The organism is Streptomyces sp. NPDC096040, assembly GCF_040303265.1.
Taxonomy (GTDB): domain Bacteria; phylum Actinomycetota; class Actinomycetes; order Streptomycetales; family Streptomycetaceae; genus Streptomyces.
In genome coordinates, this window is the sequence record NZ_JBEOTA010000042.1 from 35,514 (window position 1) to 56,969 (window position 21,456).

Below are 21,456 nucleotides of genomic sequence, written 5' to 3' on the forward strand. Positions count from 1 at the left end.
AGCGGCAGGGTGTCGGACGGTGTTCGTCAGGAGTACGTCATCGGGCAACCGCGGCGCAGCGAGTGCTGGGCGGCCCGCAGATACAGCGCGACATAGAAGGCGGCGTCCAGGTCCTCGCCCCACGGGCCGGGGCGGGCGGCGGCCGCGCCCTCGGCCTGGCCCTCCAGGAACCACATCGTCAGGTCGAGGTTGTCGCAGGCCTCCGGTATCACGTCGACGGGAAGCCCGATCGCAGCCGCCAGCCGCTCTGCGAGGGCGAGCACCTCGGGAGCGCCGGCGACCACCGTCTCGTCGGTGTAGGCGGTTTCGAGGGGCAGCCGGATCTCCTCGTCGAGCGAGACCGGCACCAGTACCGACCAGCCCAGCAGCAGCTCCACTTCCCCCGGTGCCAGATGTTTCCGGCACAGCGCGCCGAACCCGTCCATGGACGGCACCAGCTTCTCCTCGAACGACAGCCCCGAGCCGCGCACGAGGCCGGCCGCCTCGGGCACCGACTCGTACGTGGCGAGGCCGCGCCGTCCCAACTCCCCGTTGAGGGCCGTGGCGACGGCACCCTTGCCGCCCTCCTCCGCGTCCTCGTCGAACCACTCCTGTGCGGCGACGCTCACCAGATAGATCCCCATGCCCCGAAACGTACCGCCCGCCACTGACAACGGGCACCGGCCGTCACTTGACCAGGCCCTTGTCCCGCAGATACGTCCGGGCCACGTCCTGGGCCAGCCGTCGCCAGCTGTCGACCTGCTGGTTCATGGAAGCCAGGTCGGCGGTCGTCAGGACGTCGTTGAGCTTGCCGAGCGTCTTCGTCACCCGCTCGCTACCCGCCCGCGCGCGGTTGACGACCGGGACGACGTAGTCGGCGTTCTGCAGGTGCTTGTCGTCGGCGAGGAGGACCAGGCCGAACTGGTCGAGGGTCGCGTCCGTCGTCGTGGTCAGCACCATCTGGTCCTGCCCGTTCTGCACGGCCCGCTTGGCCTGGGTGGTGCCGACGCCCTTGGGGTCGACGCCGGTGATGTCGATGCCGTAGACCTTCTTCAACCCCGGTTCGCAGTAGGGCCGTTGTACGCACTCGTCACCCGCCGCGAGCCGCACCTGCAGTCCCGAGGCGCCGAGGTCGCTGAGCGTCTTGAGGTGGTGCTGCCGGGCGTAGGCGGCGGTGACCGCGAAGGCGTTCTGGTCCACCGCCCGCCCGGGGTCCAGGACCGTGAGGCCGCGCGGTGTGGCGAGGCGGCGCAGCGCCTTCATCGTGGTGGCGAGGTCGGGCGAGCCCACCGGCGGTGCGTCGGGGCCGTTGGCCTTGGCGTCGAGCCAGTCGGCGAAGGTGGCGGCGTACTCGGGGACGACATCGATCTGCCCGGATTCCAGGGCGGGTTCGTAGATCTCGCGGTTGGCCACGGTGATGAAGGAGGTCCGGTAGCCGGCCTGGTTCAGCAGTTGCGCGTACATCTGGGCGAGCAGGTCGCTCTCGGTGAATCCGGCGGAGCCGATGGTCAGGTGCCGGCTGTCGCCCGGGGGTGCGGTGACCTCGCCGCGGTTCTCCAGGGAGGGGCCGGTGGTGCAGGCGGTGAGGACGAGGAGTACGGCGACGGCCGCCGTACGGACTCTCATCGCGAGCCCCGCACCCAGACCGGGGCGAGCCGCTCGGTGAGTTCGAAGACGCCCTCGACGATCAGTGCGAACACGGCGACCAGGATCGCCCCCGCGACCACCTGGGGTGTGCTGGCCAGGTTGAATCCGGCGGTGATGATCCGCCCCAGCCCTCCCCCGCCGGCCAGCGCGGCGATGGTCGCCGTGGCCACGAGCTGGACGGCGGCGATCCGCACCCCGTTGAGAACCAAGGGGAGCGAAAGGGGCAGTTCTACGTGAAACAGCATCTGTCGCCCGGTCATCCCCATGCCGCGCGCCGCCTGCACGATGCTCCGGTCGACCTCGCGCATCCCGACGTAGGCGTTGGTGAGCAGGGGCGGTACCGCGAACAGCACCAGGGCCACCACCGTGGGGCCCTCGCCCCATCTGCCGATGGGGGTGAGGAGCAGCAGGACCAGGACGGCGAAGGTGGGTACGGCGCGGCCGACGTTGGAGATGTTCACTGCGAGCGCGCCGCCCTTGCCGAGATGACCGAGGATCAGGGCGACCGGCAGTGCGATCAGACAGCTGATGACGAGGCACACCACGGTGAGGACGAGGTGCTGGAGCAGCCGGTGGCCGATCCCGTCGTCGCCCGCCCAGTGCGCGGGGTCGGTGAGCCAGTCCCAGGCATCGGCGAGCGTCGTCATGCGCGGGCCGCCCGTGACCACGGGGTGAGCAGTCGCTGCACACCGAGCAGCAGCAGGTCGGCGGCGACGGCGATCAGTACGCACAGTACGGAGGCGGTGAGCACCTGGGCCTTGAAGTAGGTGTTCATGCCGGCGTAGATGAGATTGCCGAGCCCGCCGAAGCCGACGATCGCGCCGACGGTGACCAGGGAGACCGCCGAGACGGTGGCGATGCGCAGTCCGGCCATCGCGGCAGGCAGCGCGAGGGGCAGTTCGACGGTGAGCAGGAGGCGAATCGGGCCGTAGCCCATGCCGCGGGCGGCCTGCCGGGTCTCCTCCGGGACGGCCCTGAGGCCCGCGAGGATGTTCCGGACGAGCAGGGTGAGCGAGTAGAGCACCAGCCCGGCGACGACAAGAGTGGCCGAGAGGCCGTAGACCGGCAGGAGCAGGGAGAACATCGCCAGGGAGGGGATGGTGTAGAGGATCGTCGTGACGCCGAGGACGGGGCCGGCCGACCAGCGCCAGCGGCGGGCCAGCACAGCCAGCGGGACGGCGATGACAAGGGCGATGAGCACCGAGACCGCGGTGAGCTGGAGGTGCTGACCGACCGCGTCGAGGAGGATCTGGCGGCGGCTGCTCAGGTAGGCACCGCAGATCCACTCGTTGCGCGCGAGGCAGTCGTTCGGGGGCGCGGTCACCTGTCCATTGCATCGGGCGGCCAGCAGCCTCGGCGCGTTGTGGTCACCCGTCCGGGTCGCCGACGGGGCAGGCGGGGGCGGCAGGACACGTGGGCCAGGCGCGCCGATCATCGCCGGAAGGCGGTCGGTCCCACGGGGGCATCCGGACCGGGCGGCGACGGCTCCCACGAGGGGCCCAACGCGCCCCCCTTGGCAGACGGCAGCGGCCCCCACGGGGACCTCCAAGCCAGACGGCGACCGCTCCCACGAGGGCATCCGAACCGGCGAAACCGAAGGAACGCGCTACACCACGGCACCCCCGAGCACAGACCGCAGCAGCAAGAACGTCCGGGTCGAACGCGCCACTTCATACCGAACCGCAGCGGGACCCTCCATGTCACCTCCGGCCCGGACACACGCCGCGGCGGCCAGGGGCGCCTGGGCCGAATGTGCCGATCCACGACGAGTGGCGACCGGTCCCCCGGCGCGTCCCGGTCGGCTGCGCTACTCCATACCTCCCGCGTCCATCAGCGCCGTCGCCGTTCCCGTGGCCAGGCCGTCGTCCAGTCGTTCGATGTGGGCGCCGGCGCGGGCGCTGGCGCCGTCGAAGACCAGCATCAGCTGGCGGGCCAGGACGGCCGGAGCCGTCGCGCCGCCCTGTTCGGCCTGTTCCCGGAAGAAGGTCTCCAGCCGGTCCTTGGCCGCACGGGCCACCGCGCTCGCCGGGTGCTCGGGGTCCTTCAGCTCTACCAGGACCGCGAGGTACGGGCAGCCGTGGTAGTCGGGGTTCACGGAGCCCTTCTCCAGCCGCTCGAAGACGTACAGGATCCGCTCGCGGGCCGTGGCCGACACGTCGGCGTCGTCGGTGGGCGTGAGCTGCGCCTCGTACCAGGGCCTGCGGCGTTCCAGGCTGGCGGCCAGCATCTCGTCCTTGCTGTCGAAGAGCTGGTACATCGAGCGCTTCGACACCCCGGCCGACCTGCACAGCGCCTCGACGCCGATGGAGACGCCGTCGCGGTAGAAGAGCTGGGCGGCGGCGTCGAGCAGCCGGTCGCGGGGGGACGCCTTGTCGGTGGTGGCCATAGGCCCGAGGTTACCGCGCGAGAACCAGTTGGGAAACCGATCGGTATACAGGGTGGCAGGCGAGGTGAACAAGCGCTTAGATAGGAGCCCGCACCTGCTTGACGTATGTGTTCCATGACCCTGATCAGCCGGAGGCCCCCGTTGTTCACTTCCGTCGACGACGTCTCCGCCCGCCTCGCGGCGACCGGCTATCTCGCCTCCCCCGCCGTCGCCACCACCGTCTTCCTGGCCGACCGGCTGGGCAAACCGCTCCTCGTCGAGGGCCCCGCCGGCGTCGGCAAGACCGAGCTGGCGAAGGCCGTGGCCGAGGTCGCCGGCGCCCGGCTGGTGCGGCTGCAGTGCTACGAGGGCGTGGACGAGTCCCGGGCGCTGTACGAGTGGAACCACGCCAAGCAGCTGCTGCGCATCAGCGCCGGCCGGGACGAGACCTGGGACGAGGCCCGCACCGACATCTTCAGCGAGGAGTTCCTGCTCCCCCGCCCGCTGCTCACCGCGATCCGGGGCGACGACCCGAAGGTGCTGCTGATCGACGAGACCGACAAGGCCGACGTCGAGGTGGAGGGCCTGCTCCTGGAGGTGCTCAGCGACTTCCAGGTGACCGTCCCCGAGCTGGGCACGGTCACCGCGACCCGCCGCCCCTTCGTCGTGCTCACCTCCAACGCGAGCCGTGAGCTGTCCGAGGCGCTGCGCCGCCGCTGTCTGTTCCTGCACATCGGGTTCCCGGACGAGGAGCTGGAGCGCAGGATCGTACGGCTGAAGGTGCCGGGGCTCACCGAGGCGCTCACCGAGTCCGTCGTCCGGGTGGTCGGTGCGCTGCGGGCGATGGATCTGCGCAAGGTGCCGTCGGTGGCCGAGACGATCGACTGGGCGCGCACCCTGCTGGCGCTGGGCGCCGACACGTTGGACCAGCAGGTCGTACGGGATTCCCTGGGCGTGATCCTCAAGCACCAGGACGACATCCAGAAGGCGGCCGCCAAGCTGGACCTGGACGCGCTGTGAGCCCTCGGGCCGACCTCGCCGACCGGCTCACCGGTCTGGTGGGGGCGCTCAGGGCGCATGGGGTGCGGGTCGGTACCGGGGAGACCGTGGACGCGGGACGGGCGGTGGCGGCGCTGGGCCTGGCGGACCGGGAGTTGCTGCGCGAGGGACTGGCCGCGACCCTGCTGCACGGCACGGGCCAACGGGCCGTGTTCGACCAGGTCTTCGACCTCTACTTCCCGCGCGGGGTGGGCGGGCCCGGCGCCGAGTCCGCCGACCGGGACGAGCTGCGGGAGCGGCTCGCGGCCGCGCTGGCCGACGACGACACCGCGCTGCTGCGTCAGTTGGCGGCGCAGGCGGTGGACGGCCTGGGCGGATACGGGAGTTCGCCGGGCTCGGACGGCTGGTCGTCGTACCAGACACTGGACCGGCTGCGGCCGCAGACGCTGCTGGCGCGGGTGCGGGCGGACGTCCGGGCACGAGGCACGGATCCGGGGTTCGCGGACCGGCTGCTCGATGACGAGATCCGGCGGCGGATCGAGGCGTTCCGGGGCATGGTCGCGGCGGAGGCCCGGCGCCGGGTGGCCGAGCGGCGCGGGCGGGACGAGATCGCCCGGCGGGCGGTGGCACCGAGCGCCGACCGGGTGGACTTCCTGTTCGCCGGGCGGGATCAACTCACCGAGCTGCGCAGGGCCGTTCAGCCGCTTGCCCGCAAGCTCGCCACCCGGCTGGCCGCGCGCCGCCGCCGGGCCGCGCGGGGCACCATCGACCTGCGCCGCACCCTGCGCGGCTCGCTGTCCACGGGCGGGGTGCCGATGCGACCGGTGCTGCGCCGGCGCCGACCGGTCCGGCCCGAGCTGGTGCTGCTCTGCGATGTGTCGGGCTCGGTGTCGGGGTTCTCGGACTTCACGATGCTGCTGGTGCAGGCGGTGCACGACCAGTTCAGCAAGGTCCGGGTGTTCGCCTTCGTCAACCGGATCGACGAGGTGACCGGTCTCCTCGAACACGGCCGGGCCGACCCGGAGGGGCTCGGCGCCCGGATCCGCGCAGAGGCGACACTCACCGGCTGGCACGGCAGCAGCGACTACGGGGTCGCGCTCGGCGAGTTCGCGGAGCGTTACGGCGCGGCGGTGGGCCCGCGCAGCACGGTGTTCGTGCTCGGCGACGCCCGCACCAACAACCTCGACCCCAACCTCCCCGCCGTCCGCCAGATCGCCGGACAGGCACGCCGGGTCTACTGGTTGAACCCCGAGGCGCGCTCCCTGTGGGGCACCGGCGACTCGGCGGCACCCGACTACGCGGAGCTGGTGGAGATGCACGAGTGCCGTACGGCCCGCCAGCTGAGCGCCCTGATCGCACGGCTGCTGCCGGTGTGACAGCCGGACCGGGTCGCCCAGCGCCTGGGCACAGAAGAGGGTGCCGTCTCCCAGCCACGGTGACGGCACCCGGTGTTGCTCTCAGCTCTCCTCGGCCTTCGCGTAGTCCGTCGCCATGCCGCCGGCGAAGTCGTACACGACGACCTGCTCGTCGCCCACGACCCAGGCGTCGTGCCCCGGCGGGCAGACGAAGATGTCGCCCGGGCCGACCTCACCCTCGCCGCCGTCGTCCATGACCAGGCGCATCCTGCCCTGCACGACGAAGCCGTTGTGGTGGACCATGCAGCTCTCGGTGCCCGCGAGCGGTCCCACCGACTCCGACCAGCGCCAGCCGGGCTCGAAGGTGGCGACGGCGAAGTCGAGGCCGGTCATGTGCACGGCCTCCAGGTGGCCTCGGGGGAAGTCACGCCGTTCGTCGGGCTTGTCGACCGTCTTTATCTCCAGCATGACGGTGTCCTCCCTTCCACCACCCATCGTCTTCCTGTCAAGTCAGGAGCGCCATTCGGGGGTGGAGATCACCCGGCGGTGGATGATCTCCACCGAGGGGGGCTCGGGTGCCGTCAGGTCCGCAGGGCGGTCACCGGCGCCGGTTCGGCCTCGGCGGCCGCCGACCGTTCGGTGCGGCGCACGGCGAACACCGCGTACACGTAGGAGCCCAGGGACTGGCCCCGCCCAGGCGGCGTACCCGTTCTGACCTGACGCACGGGCGAGCGCATCCGCGGCGCAGGGCTGACCGGCGGCCGCCTTCGCCCGGGCCGGACCGGCGGGCGGGAGCAAGCCACTCCGGGTGCTGCCCGCCGGTCCGCGATCGTACGGTGAACTACGCGCCGGGATGGGCGAGTTCGATGTCGTGGTCGTGGACGTCGGCACCGGAGACCAGCACCCCGGCGGCCTGCGGCGGGTAGCCGGTCGCGATGACCGTGTACGAGCCGATGTCCAGGTCGGAGAAGGCGTACGCGCCGTCGTCCCCGGTGGTGGTCGTGGCGACGACATTGCCGGCGGCGTCCACCAGCGTGACCCGGGCGTCGCCCAGCGGGCCCCCGGCGCCCCGTACCGTGCCGCGCACATGGGCGCCCGGCCGCAGCTCGACCTCGATACGGGTGACCCCCGTCCCGGCGATCTCGACGGGCAGGGCGAGCGGCCGGTGCTTGGGCGAGCTGACGGCGAGGGTCACGGTGCCCGGCACCAGGTCGCCGACCGCGAACTCACCGAGCCCGTCGGTCTGCTGGGTGGTGAGCACGTCCCCGCGCACATCGGTGACGACCACCACGGCTCCGGCGACCGGCGCCCCGCTGTCGGCGGCCCGCACCAGTCCGGCCAGGCCGCTGGTGCCGCTGAGCAGCACGTCGTACGCGACCGGTTCGGTGCCCACGACCAGGGTGGTGGCCTGTGGCTGGCAGCCGTCGGCGGAGGCTATGAGGACGTACGTCCCCTCGCCGGGCGCCGCCACGGCGTAGCGGCCCTCGGCGTCCGCGACCGCGCGGCCGAGCTGGCGGCCGCCCAGGGAGATCAGGGTGACGGCCGCCCAGCCGACGCCGGTTCCGTCGGCGCCGCGCACCCGTCCGTGTACCTGGACGCCGTCGTCGGCGAGGGAGACGGTCACCGGGGTTCCTTTGGCACCCACCGGTGCTTCGGGTGCCGCCTCGGTCAGGGCCTCCGGCGCCCCGGCCACCGCCGCGGCCGGCTTCCGGCGCGGGATGAACGCGGCCACCAGCAGCGCGAGGACGGCCGCGCCGGAGCCGACCGCCATGACCACCTTGAAGCCGTTCTCGGAGGGCACGGTGACACCGCCGAAGACGTTCGTCATCTGGGCCAGGATCACCCCGGCGACCGCACTCGCGGTGGACGTACCGATGGACCGCATCAGGGTGTTGAGGCTGTTCGCTGCGGCCGTCTCGTGCGGGTCGACGGCGCCCATGATGAGCGCGGGCATCGCACCGTAGGCGAAGCCGATACCGGCGCCGACGATGCAGGAGACCAGGACGAGCTGCCAGACGGCGTCCATCAGCACGATGTTGAGCCCGTACCCGGCGGCCACGATCACCGCGCCGCACATCAGCGTGATCTTCGGGCCGAAGTTCTTGGAGATGAGGGCCGAGACGGGCGCCATCGCCATCATCACCAGGCCGGTCGGGGCCATCACCAGCCCCGCGTCGAGCAGTGACTTGCCAAGACCGTAGCCGGTCGCCTCAGGCAACTGCAGGAGCTGCGGAAGCACCAGGGACATCGCGAACATGGAGAACCCGAAGGCGATCGAGGCGAGGTTCGTCACCAGGACCTGACGGCGGGCGGTGGTGCGCAGGTCGACCAGCGGTTCCCGGGTGCGCAGTTCGTAGAAGCCCCAGGCGAGCAGGACCACCACGGCGGCCCCGAACAGACCGAGCGTGGTGCCGCTGTCCCAGCCCCAGTCGGCGCCCTTGGAGATGCCGAGCAGCAGACAGACCAGGCCGGCCGCCATGCCGAGGGCGCCGAGCAGGTCGAAGCGTCCGCCGGTGCGCACCTTGGACTCCGGCACGAGCAGCATGACCAGCACGGCGGCGACGACGCCGAGCGCGGCCGAGGTCCAGAACAGCACATGCCAGTCGAAGTGGTCGGCGATCAGCGCGGCGGCGGGCAGACCGAGCGCACCGCCGACGCCGAGGGAGGCGCTCATCAGGGCGGTGGCGGAGCCGAGCCGTTCGGCGGGGAGTTCGTCGCGCATGATGCTGATGCCGAGCGGGATCACACCCGAGGCCAGGCCTTGCAGCGCCCGGCCGACGATCATCGGCACGAGGGAGTCGCTCAGCGCGGCCGTGACCGAGCCGACGACCAGCATGACCAGGCTGGTCAGCAGCATCAGCCGCTTGCCGTACATGTCGCCGAGCCGCCCCATGACGGGCGTGGCGACGGCGGCCGCGAGCAGAGTGGCGGTGACGGCCCAGGCCGCATTGGACGCCGAGGCGTCGAGCAGCTTCGGCAGCTGCGGCACGATGGGGATCACGAGGGTCTGCATCAGCGAGACCACGATCCCGCCGAAGGCCAGCACCGCGACGACTACGTTGGTCCGCGGCGCGGCGGACTCCCCTGCCTCTGTCGGCCGGGGCTGTGCATGGGACATGGTCGAGCCTCCGTAGGGCCACTCGAGTCTGCACGACGCTCCCGAATGTAAGTCACTTGATTTACTTAAGCAAGTACAGTCGGATCCTGTGCGACGGAGGTGAAGATTCCGCACGTGCCCCCGTTTTGCTGCCGCCGGCCGCCCCCGCCATCCGGCTCAGCTCGACTCGCGCACCACCAGGCGGCACGGCACCGTGTGCACCCCGGGCGCCGGTTCGGCGTCGATGGCCTGGAGCAGTCGCAGCGCGGCGATCCGCCCGATCTCGGTCAGGTTCCTGTCGACAGTGGTGAGCGGCGGACGGCAGGCGAGGGCCATCGTGTCCCAATTGTCGTAACCGACGACGGCGATGTCCCCCGGCACATCCTTGCCGCGCTCGCGCAGCGCGTCCGCCACCCCTCGGGCGATCTGGTCGTTGCCGCAGAAGACGGCGTCCGTGCCGGGTGCCGTCCGCAGCACCGCGTCGGCGGCCCGCCGCCCCCAGGCCTCGCTCCACTCCCCGAAGTGCACCCGCCCGGTGGCGAGTTGGAGGGACGCCCCGGCCAGGTGCCGGACGGCGTGCTCGGCGCGGTCCCGGGCGGCCTGGTGGTGCTCGGGCCCGGTGACATGGGCGATCCGGGTACGACCGGTGGCCAGCAGGTGTTCCACGGCGAGCCGGGCGCCGCCCCGGTCGTCGGTGACGACGGAGGTGTCGGCGGGGTCGGTGGACGGCGAGAGGGCGTACACGACCGGGATCGCCGGATCGATCCCGGACAGGGGCGGACGGGGGTCGGTACGGCGGCCGGTGACGATGATGCCGTCGACCCTTCGGTCGGTGAGGTTGCGCAGATGGTGCTGTTCGCGAATGGCGTCGCCGCGGGTGTCGCAGAGCATCACGGAGATCTTCCCGGCGCCGAGCGCGTCCTCGGCGCCGAGCAGCACCGGGGTGCTGAATCGGCCGATGCCGTCCGTCGTCATCAGGCCGACCGTCCAGCTGCGGCCGCTGTGCAGGCTCTGCGCATGCTGGTTGGGCCGGAACCCGAGCGCCTCCACCGCGTCCAGCACCCGTTGCCGGGTCTCCGGGCGCATCCGGCCGGCGCCGTTCAACGCCTTGGACGCCGTGCCCACACTGACGCCGGCGAGTGCGGCGACATCGGCGAGCCTGGCCCGGCCGGCAGGCGGAGAGTCTGGAGCAGAGGTCACGGGCAAACCTTTTCCTGGACGATGAGTCGGCGGTACCGCGGGCCTTGCGACGACATAGCCGCCCCACATCGTCGCAGTCACCGGCACGAAGGACCAGACCTGCCGGGCAAGTTGAAAAAACCGTGCCGGACGTCTTGACCCCTCCCCTTGACTGCCCTGTACTTCTCGGCGAGAAAACGATTGCGCAGAGTGGTTCCGCGCCGCATCGCACCCCAAGTCCCGGACGGCGTTCGACATTTCGAAAACGTCAGCGCCCAGGCACTCAGCCCCTCCCCACCCTCGGAGAGCCATGCCCCGCAACCGCCCCGGTCGGCCCGCCCCGACCGGCCCGATCCGTCTCACCCCCGACGCCCGCGGCACGCTGCGCCCGGCAGCCGTCGCCATCGAGGGCGGCTTCTGGCACGACCGCCGCACCACCAACGCCCGGATCTCCCTCCCCCAGGGCCCGGACCTGCTGGAGTCCGCCGGAAACCTGCACAACCTGCGGCTGGCGGCCGGCACGGCCGAGGGCGAGTTCCAGGGCGCGTACCCGTTCGTCGACACGGACGTCTACAAGTGGCTGGAGGCGGCGTCCTGGCAACTCGCCCAGGGGGACGACTCGTCACTGGCCGCCGCCGTGGAGCGGATCGTCGCCCTGGTGGCCGCCGCGCAGCAGCCCGACGGCTATCTCAACACATGGTTCCAGCTGGTCAAGGGCGGCGAACGCTACCAGGACCTGCGCTGGGGGCACGAGTTGTACTGCGCGGGCCATCTCATCCAGGCGGCCGTGGCCCACCACCGCTCCACCGGCCGCCCCGAACTCCTGGACGTGGCACGCCGTTTCGCCGACCACATCGACTCGGTCTTCGGCCTTCCCGGCAGCGGCAGGCCCATCGACGGCATCGACGGCCACCCGGAGGTCGAGACCGCCCTGGTGGAGCTGTACCGGGAGACCGGTGAGCGCCGCTATCTGGACCTGGCCGCCTACTTCGTGGACCGGCACGGCCATGGCCTGCTCGGCGGCGAGGCCTACTGCCAGGACAGGGTCCCGCTGCGCGAGGCGACGAATGTCGAGGGCCATGCCGTACGGCAGTTGTATCTGCTGGCGGCCGCGGCGGACCTGGCGGCGGAGACCGGGGACGCCGAACTGCGGTCGGCTGGAGAGCGGTTGTGGTACGCCATGACGACCACCAAGACGCATCTCACCGGCGGGCTCGGCGCCCACCACGACGGAGAGGACTTCGGCGATCCCTACGAACTGCCCAACGAGCGGGCCTACTGCGAGACCTGCGCCGCGATCGCCTCGGTGCAGTGGAGCTGGCGGCTGGCCCTCCTCACCGGTGAGGCCCGCTACTCCGACCTGATCGAGCGCACCCTCTTCAACGGCTTCCTCGCCGGGGTCTCACTGGACGGCGAGCGGTGGCTGTACGTCAACCCGCTCCAGGTCCGCGACGGCCACACCGACACCGGCGGCGACCAGTCGGCCCGCCGCACCCGCTGGTTCCGCTGCGCCTGCTGCCCGCCCAATGTGATGCGGCTGCTGGCCGGCCTGGAGCACTATCTGGCGTCCAGCGACGGACAGGGCCTGCAGATCCACCAGTTCGTGACCGGGACGTACGAGACCGACCGGGTCCGGGTGCGCGCCGAGACGGACTATCCCTGGCACGGCACGATCGGGTTCACCGTCGAGGAGACACCGGCCGACGCCCCCTGGACACTGTCGCTGCGCATCCCGCAGTGGTGCCGGGACTTCCGGGTGCGGTGCGGCACCGAGACATACGAGCGGTCCGACGCCCCGGTGGACGAAGGCTGGTTGCGGCTTACGCGCACCTGGGAGCCGGGCGACCGGGTACTCCTCGAACTCGGCCTCGAACCCCGGCTCACCGCGGCCGACCCGCGGGTGGACGCCGTACGCGGCTGTGTGGCGATCGAGCGGGGGCCGCTCGTGTACTGCCTGGAGCAGGCCGACCATCCGGGCGGCGGTCTGGACGACATCGTCCTCGACCCGTCCCGTCCGCCGGCCGTCAAGCACCGCCCGGACCTGCTCGGCGGTGTCACCACCGTGGTGGCCGCCGGACATCGGCGGCACATCCCCGACCAGGGCTGGTGGCCGTACGCCACTACGGACGAAACCGGTCCCGAACCCGACGGCGAACCGGTCGAGTTGACCGCGATCCCGTACCACGTGTGGGCCAACCGCGAGGACGGCAGCATGCGCGTCTGGCTCCCCACCACCTGAGACACCCAGTCCTACGACAACGAGGTCACCCCGTGATACCCACCCGCCGTACCCTCATGGTCACCGCCGTCGTCCTCGGCACCCTCGCCTCCCTCACCGCCTGCGGTGGCGGTTCCGGCTCCTCGGGATCGTCGTCCCCGGCCGGCGGCACGTACACCTTCTGGGACCCGTACCCGCAGTTCGACGCCTCCTCGGACTGGGGCAAGCGGGTCACCGCGTGCGGCACCGCGGCCGGGGTCAAGCTCAAGCGGACCACGTACGACACCACCGACCTGGGCAACAAGGCGCTGCTGGCCGCACAGCAGGGCAACGCGCCGGACGTGATGCTGGTCGACAACCCGGTCGTCTCCACGCTGGTGGAGGCGGGGATCCTCAACAAGACCGGCGACCTCGGGCTGGACACCTCGTCGATCCAGAAGAACATCATCGGGGCCGGCGCGATCGACAACGCCTCCTACGGCGTCCCCATCGGCGCCAACACCCTCGCGCTCTACTACAACAAGAAGATCCTCTCCGCCGCCGGTGTCGACCCGGCCTCGGTCAAGGACTGGGGGTCGCTCACGGCCGCGCTGAAGAAGGTGAAGGCGGCCGGGAAGAAAGGGATCACCTTCTCGGCGATCAACACGGAGGAGGGCAGCTTCCAGTTCCTGCCGTGGTTCTGGGGCGCGGGCGGCGACCTCACGAAACTCGACTCCGCCAAGGGAGTTGCCGCCCTGGCACTGTGGCGGCAGTGGGTGGACGCGGGATACGCGCCGAAGGACGTACTGCAGAACACCCAGACCACCAGCTGGCAGGAGTTCACCACGGGCGACTACGCGTTCAGCGAGAACGGCACCTGGCAGCTCGGCAACGCCGACAAGGCCGGTTTCCCCTACGGGGTCATCAACATCCCCGCACAGGACGGCGGTTCGGCGCCGGTGCCGACCGGGGGCGAGTTCGTGACCGTGCCCGTGCAACAGGACTCCTCACGCTACGACGTCAGCAAGAAGATCGTCACCTGCCTGACCAGCGACTCCAGCCTGCTGGCCACCGACACCACGCTCATGTACGTGGCACCCACCTCCGCCGTACAGGCCGAACAGGTCAAGAAGAACCCGGAGTTGAAGCCCTGGGTGACGGCGGTCGCGGCGGCCCGGGGCCGTACCAGCGGCGGTCTCGGCACCAAGTACCCGACGATCTCCCAGCCCCTGTGGACGGCCGTCCAGGCGGCGCTCTCGGGGAGCAAGAGCCCGCAGGAGGCGCTGAACACGGCCCAGTCCAGCGCACAGAAGGGCTAGGCCCGGTATGACCGTCGCCCGGGTCGACCATCGGCGGCGCGCACCGGCCGCCGCCGCGGAGGCGAGCGAAGCCGGTGCCCGGTCCCTGCGCCGCAGGCGGCGAATGACCGCACTCGCCTTCGTGACACCGCTGCTCGCCTACCTCGCCGCCTTCTACGCCTATCCGCTCTATCGCAACCTCGATCTGAGTCTGCGCGACTACACCGTCCGGTCCTTCGTGGCGGGCGACGCGCCCTTCTCCGGCTGGGACAATTTCCGGACAGTGCTGGACGATCCGACGTTCGGGCCGGCGATGCGGCACACGATGGTCTTCACCCTCGTGTCGATCGTCTTCCAGTACGTGATCGGGCTCGCCCTCGCGGTCTTCTTCAACCGGCACTTCAGACTGTCGACCGTGCTGCGGGCGCTGTTCCTGATTCCCTGGCTGCTGCCACTGATCGTGTCCGCGTCGACCTGGTCGTGGATGTTCAACAGCGAATCGGGAGTGGTGAACTACTTCCTGCACTTCTTCGGCGTGGCCCCCGTCGGCTGGCTGACCTCGCCGGACTGGGCGCTGACCTCGGTGATCGTCGCCAACATCTGGATCGGCATCCCTTTCAACCTGGTCATCCTGCACAGCGGCCTGCAGAACATCCCCGGCGAGCTGTACGAGGCGGCGGCGCTGGACGGCGCGGGCGCCTGGCAGCAGTTCCGCCGGATCACCTTCCCGCTGCTGCGCCCGGTGTCGGCCATCACGCTGCTCCTCGGGCTCGTGTACACGCTCAAGGTGTTCGACCTGATCTGGATCATGACCAAGGGCGGTCCCGGCGACACTTCCTCCACCCTGGCCACCTGGTCGTACCAGTTCGGCTTCGGGACGCTGCTGCCCAAGTTCGGTCCCGGTGCGGCCGTCGGCGACATCCTGATCCTCATCGCCCTGGCCTTCGGCCTGCTGTACATCCGCGTCCAGAGGAGGCAGGAGGCGTGAAGCCCCGTACAGGAGACCGTCGGTACACCGTCATCGGCCTTCTCCTCACCGCGCTGATGCTGTTCCCGGTGTACTGGATGCTCAACGTGTCCCTCACCCCACAGCAGGACATGCGCAAGAGCCCGCCGGACCTGTTCCCGCTGCACCCCACCTTCGAGGGCTACCGGGCCGTCCTGGACGACCAGTTGCCCTACCTCGGCACCAGCCTGCTCATCGGCCTCGGCACGGTCGCCCTCACCCTCCTCCTCGCCGCCCCGGCCGGGTACGCGCTGGCGAAGTTGCGTCCGCGCGGCGCCGGTGCCCTGGGCCTGGCCCTCCTCATCGCGCAGATGGTCCCCGGGATCGTCATGGCGATGGGCTTCTACGGCATCTTTCTGGACCTCGGCCTGCTCGACTCCTGGGGGGGCCTGATCGTCGCGGACTCCACCATCGCCGTGCCGTTCGGCGTCATGATCTTCACCGCGTTCATGTCGGGCATCCCCGGCGAGCTGATCTCGGCAGCCCGGATCGACGGCGCCGGCACCTGGCGCACCTTCCGGTCGGTCGTTCTCCCCCTGAGCCGCAACGCGATCGTCACCGTCTCGCTGTTCGGCTTCCTGTGGGCCTGGTCCGACTTCGTCTTCGCCAACACCCTCGACGGCGGCGGCAGTTGGAAGCCGATCACCCTCGGCATCTACAAGTACATCGGCAACAACAACCAGGAGTGGAACGCGATCATGGCCACCGCCGTGGTCGCGTCGATCCCCGCGGCCGTCCTCCTGGTCCTCGCCCAGCGCTATGTGGCCGCGGGCGTGACCGCGGGCGCGGTGAAGGACTGAACCCTCCGACTCCCCCGATTCCCTGAGGAGATCCATGTCATGAGCCGCATCACCCTCAGACTCACCCTCGGCGCCCTGACACTCGCCGCCGCCCTCGGCACCGCGGCCCCCGCCCAGGCGGCGCCCACCTCCTCCACCACCCTGGTGGTGAGCGCGAACCAGACCCTGCGCCCGGTCACGCACGTGGCCTCGGGCAGCCTGTACGGCCTGGACACCGCGAGCGTCCCGGCCGACGGTCTGGTCGAGCCGCTCAAGCCCAACACCTTCGTGCAGATGGCGCCCGGCGGCAGCCAGCTGCCCAACGGCGAGCCCAGCCCCGGCGGTGACGCCCTCGTCGTCGCCCCCGAGGCGGCCAGGGCCGGCGCCAAGGTCGTGATACGCATGCCGGACTGGTATCCCAACTTCCCCTACAAGTGGGTGAGTTGGAGCGACTGGCTGGCCGCCGTGGACAAGCAGGTCGCCTCGGTGAAGTCCTCCGGCGCCACCAACGTCGCCGCCTACGAGCTGTGGAACGAGCCCGACTGGACGTGGGACACCTCGGCGGCCGGCAGCTTCGACTCCGGGTGGGCGACGACGTACAAGGAGGTCCGTGCGAAGGATTCCAGCACCCCGATCCAGGGCCCGAGTTACTCGGCGTGGAACCAGAGCTGGATGAGCACGTTCCTCACCGATGCCAAGGCCAGCGGCACCGTCCCCGACATCATCGCCTGGCACGAGCTGCAGGGCTCGCAGAACATCGCCGCCCATGTCGCCGCCTACCGAGCCCTGGAGACCAGCCTCGGTATCAGCCCCCGCCCGATCGCCATCGAGGAGTACGGCACCACGAGCGAGGTAGGCGTCCCCGGACCGCTCGCGAGCTATGTCGCCAAGTTCGAGCGGGCCGGCGTGCACGACGCCGAACTCGCCTTCTGGAACCACTACGGCACCCTCGGCGACACCCTCACCGACACCGGCGGCTCACCGAACGGGGCGTACTGGCTGTACAAGTGGTACGGCGACATGTCCGGGAACATGCTGGTCACCACACCCCCAGCGCAGACGGGTATCGACGGCTTCGCCTCCCGCAACGGCGCGGGCAACCAGATCAGCGTGGTCACCGGCGGCTGCACCGGTTCGTGTGCCGTCACTGTCAACGGACTGTCGTCACTCTCCGCCTTCGGCAGCACCGTGCACGTCAAGCTGGAGTACACGCCCTCCAAGGGCCGCACGACCGCGGTCTCCGGGCCGATCACCGTCTCGGACACCGACTACACGGTCAGCGGCGGCTCGATCACCGTGCCCGTGACCATGAACGCCTCCGACGGCTACCACCTGACCATCACCCCGAGCGGCACCGCCACCTCGCTGGCCGGGCGCTACCAGATCACCAACAGGAACAGCGGCCTGGCCCTGGACACCAACGGCGCGGGCACCGCACAGGGCACCGCCGTCGTCCAGGCGACCGCCACCACGGGCACCGACCAGAACTGGACCCTGGTGGCCGCAGGCAACGGCCTCTACAAGATCCAGCAACAGGCGAGCGGGCTGCTCCTCGGCATCACGAACATGGGTACCAGCGACGGCGGTACGGCCCTGATCTGGGGCGACAACGGCACCGCCGACCATCTCTGGCAGCTGATCCCGTCCGGCGACGGCTACTACAAGATCGCCAACTACAACAGCGGGCTACTGCTCGGGGTGAACAACATGAGCACCTCGTCCGGCGCCCAGGTCCTCCAGTGGGACGACAACGGCACCGCCGACCACCTCTGGAAGCTGACAGCGCGCTGACGTACCCGACAGTGAACCACCGCACACCCGGGAGAGGCTGGAGCCGGGAATCGTAGCCGTACAACGGTCTTCCCTCTTGATTCGCAGCAGAAAAGGCCCGAGCGGCCGCGCCTTCGCAGGCCGGCTGCCCGGGCCTCCGGAACATCCCCACAGGTGATCAGGAACGGGCGGTTATCGTGACGGGACTGATCGAACACGGACAGAGCTGGCGGAGGACGGGGCGGTGTCGGAGGAAGGGCGGCTGGTCGCCGGGCGGTACCGGCTGACCGAGCGGATCGGTCGCGGCGGCATGGGCACCGTGTGGCGGGCCGACGACGAGGTGCTGGACCGGCAGGTCGCGCTGAAGCAGATCCACGCCCGTCCGCAGCTCTCCGACGACGAGCTGGCCACCCTCTACGAACGCACCCGCCGGGAGGCCCGCAGCGCCGCACGGGTCGTGCACCCCAATGTCGTCGTCGTGCACGACGTGGTGGAGGACGGCGGCCGCCCCTGCATCGTCATGGAGTACGTCCCCGCGACCACCCTCGCCGACCTCCTGGACGGCGGACGGACGCTTGTGCCCGAGGAGGCCGCCCGGATCGGGCTCGGCATGGTCGCCGCCCTGCGGGCCGCGCACGCCGCCGGCGTTCTGCACCGGGACGTCAAGCCCGGCAATGTGCTGCTCGGACCGGACGACCGGGTCGTCCTCACCGACTTCGGTATCGCGCTGACCGCCGGGTCGTCGACGCTCACCCAGACCGGGCAGATGGTCGGCTCGATCCCCTATATGGCCCCGGAGCGGCTGCGCGGGCTGACGCCCGGACCGGCCTCGGACCTGTGGTCGCTGGGGGCCACGCTGTACCAGGCGGTGGAGGGCCGGCCGCCGTTCAGGCGCGAGACCGCGATGGAGACGGCGTACGCCATCGTCACCGACCCCGTCGAGCCGATGAAACAGGCCGGCCCGCTGGAGCCGCTCGTCCGACTGCTGCTCTCCAAGGACCCGGCGGACCGACCTTCGGCCGAGCAGGCGGAACGGGCGCTGCTGGCCACCTGGTCGGGAGCCGTGACGGAGCTGGTGCTGCCGACCGAGCCGGTGCGGGCCCCTGCTCCCCCGGCAGCCCCCGGTGCCCGGCGCAGGCGGCGCGGCCGACGCGGCCGCCTCGCCCTTGTCGCCGGTGCAGTCGCCCTGGCGGCGGCCGCGGGCACCGCCGTGACGCTCCTGCACACGCCCGCCAGGAGGACGCCGACGAGCACGCCCGCGTCCTCCCCGCTCCCCGGGGGATACCACCGCGTCACCGACAAGAGCCTCGGCGTCTCCTTCCCGGTGCCCGACGACTGGACCGTCGGCACCCGCGCCACCGACGAGTCATCTACAAGGACCCGACCGGCCTGGCCGGTGTCACCATCGGAACGGTGGACCCGGCCGGTGCGAACCCGATCACGCACTTCGCCGACATCGAGACCAACACCAAGGTCAACTACCCGACCTACCGCAGGCTGCGGATGCAGCGGACCGACTTCCGGGGGCAGCCCGCCGCGATCTGGGAGTTCACCTTCCAGGGCCGGGCCCGCGCCTTCCGCGCCATCGACCTGGGCTACGGCAGGGAGGGCGGCCGGGAATACGACATCTACCTCTCCGCGCCGGGGGCCACGTGGGAGACCTACCGGCCGGTCTTCGACAACGTGAGGGACGGGTTCCGCACGACGGGCCGACCGCTCGGCAACCGTGACCTTCGGCCGCTAGGTTGGGCGGCATGAGCAACCTTGACCGCGCGCCCGTACCGAGCGTGTGCGGTGGCCGCGGATTCGTCGTCGCCGAACCCGTCCGCGAGCTGCTGAGCCCCCGCCACGTGCAACTCGGCGAGTCGACCGAGGTGCGCCGGCTGCTGCCGAACCTCGGCCGTCGCATGATCGGCGCCTGGGCGTTCGTCGACCACTACGGCCCCGACGACATCGCCGACGAGCCCGGGATGCAGGTCCCGCCCCATCCGCACATCGGGCTGCAGACGGTCAGCTGGCTGCACCAGGGCGAGGTGCTGCACCGCGACTCGACCGGCAGCCTGCAGACCATCCGGCCCAGGGAACTCGGGCTGATGACCTCGGGCCGGGCGATCAGCCACTCCGAGGAGAGCCCCAAGTCGCACGCGCGGTACCTGCACGGCGCCCAGCTGTGGGTCGCGCTGCCGGACGCCCACCGGCACACCGAGCCGATGTTCGAGCACCATCCCGACCTGCCGAAGGTCACCGCGCCCGGCCTCACCGCGACCCTCATCCTCGGCACCCTCGACGGCGCCGCCTCGCCCGGTACGACGTTCAGCCCGATCGTCGGAGCCGACCTGGCGCTGACGCGGGGGGCCGATCTACGGCTGCCACTGGAGCCCGACTTCGAGTACGGCGTGCTGGCGATGTCCGGCGAGGTGCGTGTCGACGGCGTACCGGTGCTCCCGGGCTCGATGCTCTACCTCGGCTGCGGCCGCGCCGAACTACCGCTGCGCGCCGAGTCGGACGCGGCGATCATGCTCCTCGGCGGCGAGCCGTTCGAGGAGGAGCTCGTGATGTGGTGGAACTTCGTCGGGCGCACGCAGGAGGAGATCAAACAGGCCCGCGAGGACTGGATGAGCGGGACAAGATTTGGGGAAGTGAAGGGTTACGACGGGGCACCTCTCCCTGCCCCCGAACTGCCGCCGACACCACTGAAGCCGCGAGGCCGAGTGCGCTGAGCTGGTACTTCGCAGCTCATCGCACGCATCGCCGGGCGAGGTGAAACGCACCCCGCCCGGTTCGCCCAGACGGTGGAAGCAAACCCCCGTCACAGCACTCGTTCCATCGCGCCTCAAAGTGCAGGTTTCGCCAGCCGTAGTCAGCTTTGATCGGACTGATGCTGACCCAATACCGCCCAACGCCGACTCTACTGACAGTTAGTCAGATCTCTGGGGAGGGCTCCACTCTCGCTTCACGCGCCACACTCACCTCGGCGTCCTCGGACCCGCACCCCGAGTCGCCGGCGAATTGCTCCTCCCACGGCGCGCAAGAACACCCACCCTCTCCAGAACCATGCTGACCGCAGCCCCGGTTATGGGGTCTCCACAAACAGAGCGCGTGATACGTCCTGACTCGGTGGCACCGGGCAACCTGCGCAATTCCGTCACAGCCAGCACCGCGTCGGTCAGCTCGAAGAGCGCATCCGCCCGGGTGTAAAGGCAGCCGTAGAACTGGATACGAAAGTGGAACAGGACGCCCAACGCGGCGTCAGCGGACTGTTCAGCGGCGGGACTCTTCACCAGCGGCCGCTCCTTCACACGACGTTGCTCGACACCTCGAAGCGTGAAGAACGGCCGCCCTGCTGTCCCGGGAACGAACCAAGATCAGCGGGTCCGGTGAACGGCTGAGGTTGAACACCAAGCCGATTGAAGCCTGAACCGGAAGCCTCATTTCCCAGATGACGGCCGCAATGACTGCGCTCCCGCTACCCGGGGCGGAGCCTTTGCGCGTTGGAAGGGAGATCCGCTCCGCGAAGGTTTCGACGCCTTCGCTGAGCTGGATGGACGCTGGCCGCCGCAGGTTCGGAGCACCGCTCCAGCCCACCGCCGAGAGCGTCCATCACCAGCTCGATGCGGTGGCCGACGTGCTCGGGCAGCAGTTCCCCAAGGTCAGGCAGATGCTCCTGGACGCCAAGGAAGACCTGACCGCCTTAGCCTTGATCCACCGACGTGGTCTGAAAGTGATCTTCTGACTGATCCTGAGCCGGTTTCGGGGTGGTGATTGTGGGCGGGCAGGTGGCATCC

18 protein-coding genes and 1 pseudogene are annotated in these 21,456 nt (G+C 70.5%); 10 read left to right on the plus strand and 9 right to left on the minus strand.

The window, feature by feature from the left end:
- Window positions 1–26 precede the first annotated feature (26 nt).
- The 5 genes from ABTY98_RS37295 to ABTY98_RS37315 form a co-directional block, all read right to left on the minus strand.
- Window positions 27–623 (minus strand): hypothetical protein, encoded by a 597-nt coding sequence (locus tag ABTY98_RS37295; RefSeq protein WP_352225572.1) that lies wholly within the window; start codon window positions 621–623, stop codon window positions 27–29.
- A 43-nt stretch (window positions 624–666) separates the two neighbouring features.
- Window positions 667–1,605 carry an ABC transporter substrate-binding protein gene (locus ABTY98_RS37300; RefSeq protein ID WP_352225573.1) on the minus strand — a complete coding sequence of 313 codons (939 nt, stop codon included), beginning with the start codon at window positions 1,603–1,605 and terminating at the stop codon, window positions 667–669.
- Window positions 1,602–2,273 carry an ABC transporter permease gene (locus ABTY98_RS37305; RefSeq protein ID WP_352225574.1) on the minus strand — a complete coding sequence of 224 codons (672 nt, stop codon included), beginning with the start codon at window positions 2,271–2,273 and terminating at the stop codon, window positions 1,602–1,604. The genes ABTY98_RS37300 and ABTY98_RS37305 overlap by 4 nt, the downstream gene beginning before the upstream one ends.
- A complete protein-coding gene (locus ABTY98_RS37310; RefSeq protein WP_352225575.1) occupies window positions 2,270–2,950 on the minus strand; it encodes an ABC transporter permease in 681 nt (226 codons plus the stop codon). Before ABTY98_RS37310 ends, ABTY98_RS37305 begins: the two co-directional genes overlap by 4 nt.
- A 483-nt stretch (window positions 2,951–3,433) precedes the next feature.
- Window positions 3,434–4,012, minus strand: coding sequence for a TetR/AcrR family transcriptional regulator (locus tag ABTY98_RS37315; protein WP_352225576.1), 579 nt, complete (start codon window positions 4,010–4,012; stop codon window positions 3,434–3,436).
- 141 nt (window positions 4,013–4,153) lie between these two features.
- Between ABTY98_RS37315 and ABTY98_RS37320 the strand changes: the two genes are divergently transcribed.
- Entirely contained in the window at window positions 4,154–5,011 is an 858-nt protein-coding gene (locus tag ABTY98_RS37320; RefSeq protein WP_352225577.1) for an AAA family ATPase, read from the plus strand.
- The gene (locus tag ABTY98_RS37325) at window positions 5,008–6,366 is read left to right on the plus strand and encodes a VWA domain-containing protein (RefSeq protein WP_352225578.1); all 1,359 of its coding nucleotides are present in this window, start codon (window positions 5,008–5,010) and stop codon (window positions 6,364–6,366) included. The genes ABTY98_RS37320 and ABTY98_RS37325 overlap by 4 nt, the downstream gene beginning before the upstream one ends.
- 81 nt (window positions 6,367–6,447) lie before the next feature.
- Here the strand turns inward: ABTY98_RS37325 and ABTY98_RS37330 are convergent, their stop codons facing one another.
- The 4 genes from ABTY98_RS37330 to ABTY98_RS37345 all read right to left on the minus strand — a co-directional run bounded on the left by ABTY98_RS37330 (window position 6,448) and on the right by ABTY98_RS37345 (window position 10,642).
- Entirely contained in the window at window positions 6,448–6,813 is a 366-nt protein-coding gene (locus tag ABTY98_RS37330; RefSeq protein ID WP_352225579.1) for a cupin domain-containing protein, read from the minus strand.
- A gap of 113 nt (window positions 6,814–6,926) precedes the next feature.
- A complete protein-coding gene (locus ABTY98_RS37335; protein WP_352225580.1) occupies window positions 6,927–7,070 on the minus strand; it encodes a hypothetical protein in 144 nt (47 codons plus the stop codon).
- Between the two features lie 116 nt (window positions 7,071–7,186).
- Window positions 7,187–9,463 carry an MFS transporter gene (locus tag ABTY98_RS37340; RefSeq protein WP_352225581.1) on the minus strand — a complete coding sequence of 759 codons (2,277 nt, stop codon included), beginning with the start codon at window positions 9,461–9,463 and terminating at the stop codon, window positions 7,187–7,189.
- A gap of 156 nt (window positions 9,464–9,619) precedes the next feature.
- A complete protein-coding gene (locus ABTY98_RS37345) occupies window positions 9,620–10,642 on the minus strand; it encodes a LacI family DNA-binding transcriptional regulator (protein ID WP_352225582.1) in 1,023 nt (340 codons plus the stop codon).
- A gap of 289 nt (window positions 10,643–10,931) precedes the next feature.
- Between ABTY98_RS37345 and ABTY98_RS37350 the strand changes: the two genes are divergently transcribed.
- The 8 genes and pseudogenes from ABTY98_RS37350 to ABTY98_RS37385 all read left to right on the plus strand — a co-directional run bounded on the left by ABTY98_RS37350 (window position 10,932) and on the right by ABTY98_RS37385 (window position 21,404).
- Entirely contained in the window at window positions 10,932–12,860 is a 1,929-nt protein-coding gene (locus tag ABTY98_RS37350) for a glycoside hydrolase family 127 protein (protein ID WP_352225583.1), read from the plus strand.
- A gap of 32 nt (window positions 12,861–12,892) precedes the next feature.
- Window positions 12,893–14,137 carry a sugar ABC transporter substrate-binding protein gene (locus ABTY98_RS37355; protein ID WP_352225584.1) on the plus strand — a complete coding sequence of 415 codons (1,245 nt, stop codon included), beginning with the start codon at window positions 12,893–12,895 and terminating at the stop codon, window positions 14,135–14,137.
- A 7-nt stretch (window positions 14,138–14,144) separates the two neighbouring features.
- A complete protein-coding gene (locus ABTY98_RS37360; protein WP_352225585.1) occupies window positions 14,145–15,104 on the plus strand; it encodes a carbohydrate ABC transporter permease in 960 nt (319 codons plus the stop codon).
- Window positions 15,101–15,922 (plus strand): carbohydrate ABC transporter permease, encoded by an 822-nt coding sequence (locus ABTY98_RS37365; RefSeq protein WP_352225586.1) that lies wholly within the window; start codon window positions 15,101–15,103, stop codon window positions 15,920–15,922. Before ABTY98_RS37360 ends, ABTY98_RS37365 begins: the two co-directional genes overlap by 4 nt.
- 39 nt (window positions 15,923–15,961) lie before the next feature.
- Window positions 15,962–17,692 carry an RICIN domain-containing protein gene (locus ABTY98_RS37370; protein WP_352225587.1) on the plus strand — a complete coding sequence of 577 codons (1,731 nt, stop codon included), beginning with the start codon at window positions 15,962–15,964 and terminating at the stop codon, window positions 17,690–17,692.
- 223 nt (window positions 17,693–17,915) lie between these two features.
- A pseudogene (locus ABTY98_RS37375) lies at window positions 17,916–19,429 on the plus strand (serine/threonine-protein kinase).
- Window positions 19,426–20,391: a pirin family protein gene (locus tag ABTY98_RS37380; RefSeq protein ID WP_352225588.1), complete on the plus strand. Its 966-nt coding sequence runs from the start codon at window positions 19,426–19,428 to the stop codon at window positions 20,389–20,391. The pseudogene ABTY98_RS37375 and the gene ABTY98_RS37380 overlap by 4 nt, the downstream one beginning before the upstream one ends.
- Before the next feature lie 821 nt (window positions 20,392–21,212).
- On the plus strand, window positions 21,213–21,404 hold the full coding sequence (locus tag ABTY98_RS37385) for a hypothetical protein (protein ID WP_352225589.1): 192 nt from the start codon (window positions 21,213–21,215) through the stop codon (window positions 21,402–21,404).
- The last annotated feature ends 52 nt before the right edge of the window (window positions 21,405–21,456 follow it).

What these genes read in the sequence shown, in the direction of transcription:
- ABTY98_RS37295 (WP_352225572.1), bottom strand. Translation starts at nt 623, where the DNA reads ATGGGGATCTATCTGGTGAGCGTCGCCGCACAGGAGTGGTTCGACGAG.
- ABTY98_RS37300 (WP_352225573.1), bottom strand. Translation starts at nt 1,605, where the DNA reads ATGAGAGTCCGTACGGCGGCCGTCGCCGTACTCCTCGTCCTCACCGCC.
- ABTY98_RS37305 (WP_352225574.1), bottom strand. Translation starts at nt 2,273, where the DNA reads ATGACGACGCTCGCCGATGCCTGGGACTGGCTCACCGACCCCGCGCAC.
- ABTY98_RS37315 (WP_352225576.1), bottom strand. Translation starts at nt 4,012, where the DNA reads ATGGCCACCACCGACAAGGCGTCCCCCCGCGACCGGCTGCTCGACGCC.
- ABTY98_RS37330 (WP_352225579.1), bottom strand. Translation starts at nt 6,813, where the DNA reads ATGCTGGAGATAAAGACGGTCGACAAGCCCGACGAACGGCGTGACTTC.
- ABTY98_RS37340 (WP_352225581.1), bottom strand. Translation starts at nt 9,463, where the DNA reads ATGTCCCATGCACAGCCCCGGCCGACAGAGGCAGGGGAGTCCGCCGCG.
- ABTY98_RS37350 (WP_352225583.1), top strand. Translation starts at nt 10,932, where the DNA reads ATGCCCCGCAACCGCCCCGGTCGGCCCGCCCCGACCGGCCCGATCCGT.
- ABTY98_RS37360 (WP_352225585.1), top strand. Translation starts at nt 14,145, where the DNA reads ATGACCGTCGCCCGGGTCGACCATCGGCGGCGCGCACCGGCCGCCGCC.
- ABTY98_RS37370 (WP_352225587.1), top strand. Translation starts at nt 15,962, where the DNA reads ATGAGCCGCATCACCCTCAGACTCACCCTCGGCGCCCTGACACTCGCC.
- ABTY98_RS37380 (WP_352225588.1), top strand. Translation starts at nt 19,426, where the DNA reads ATGAGCAACCTTGACCGCGCGCCCGTACCGAGCGTGTGCGGTGGCCGC.
- ABTY98_RS37385 (WP_352225589.1), top strand. Translation starts at nt 21,213, where the DNA reads ATGGACGCTGGCCGCCGCAGGTTCGGAGCACCGCTCCAGCCCACCGCC.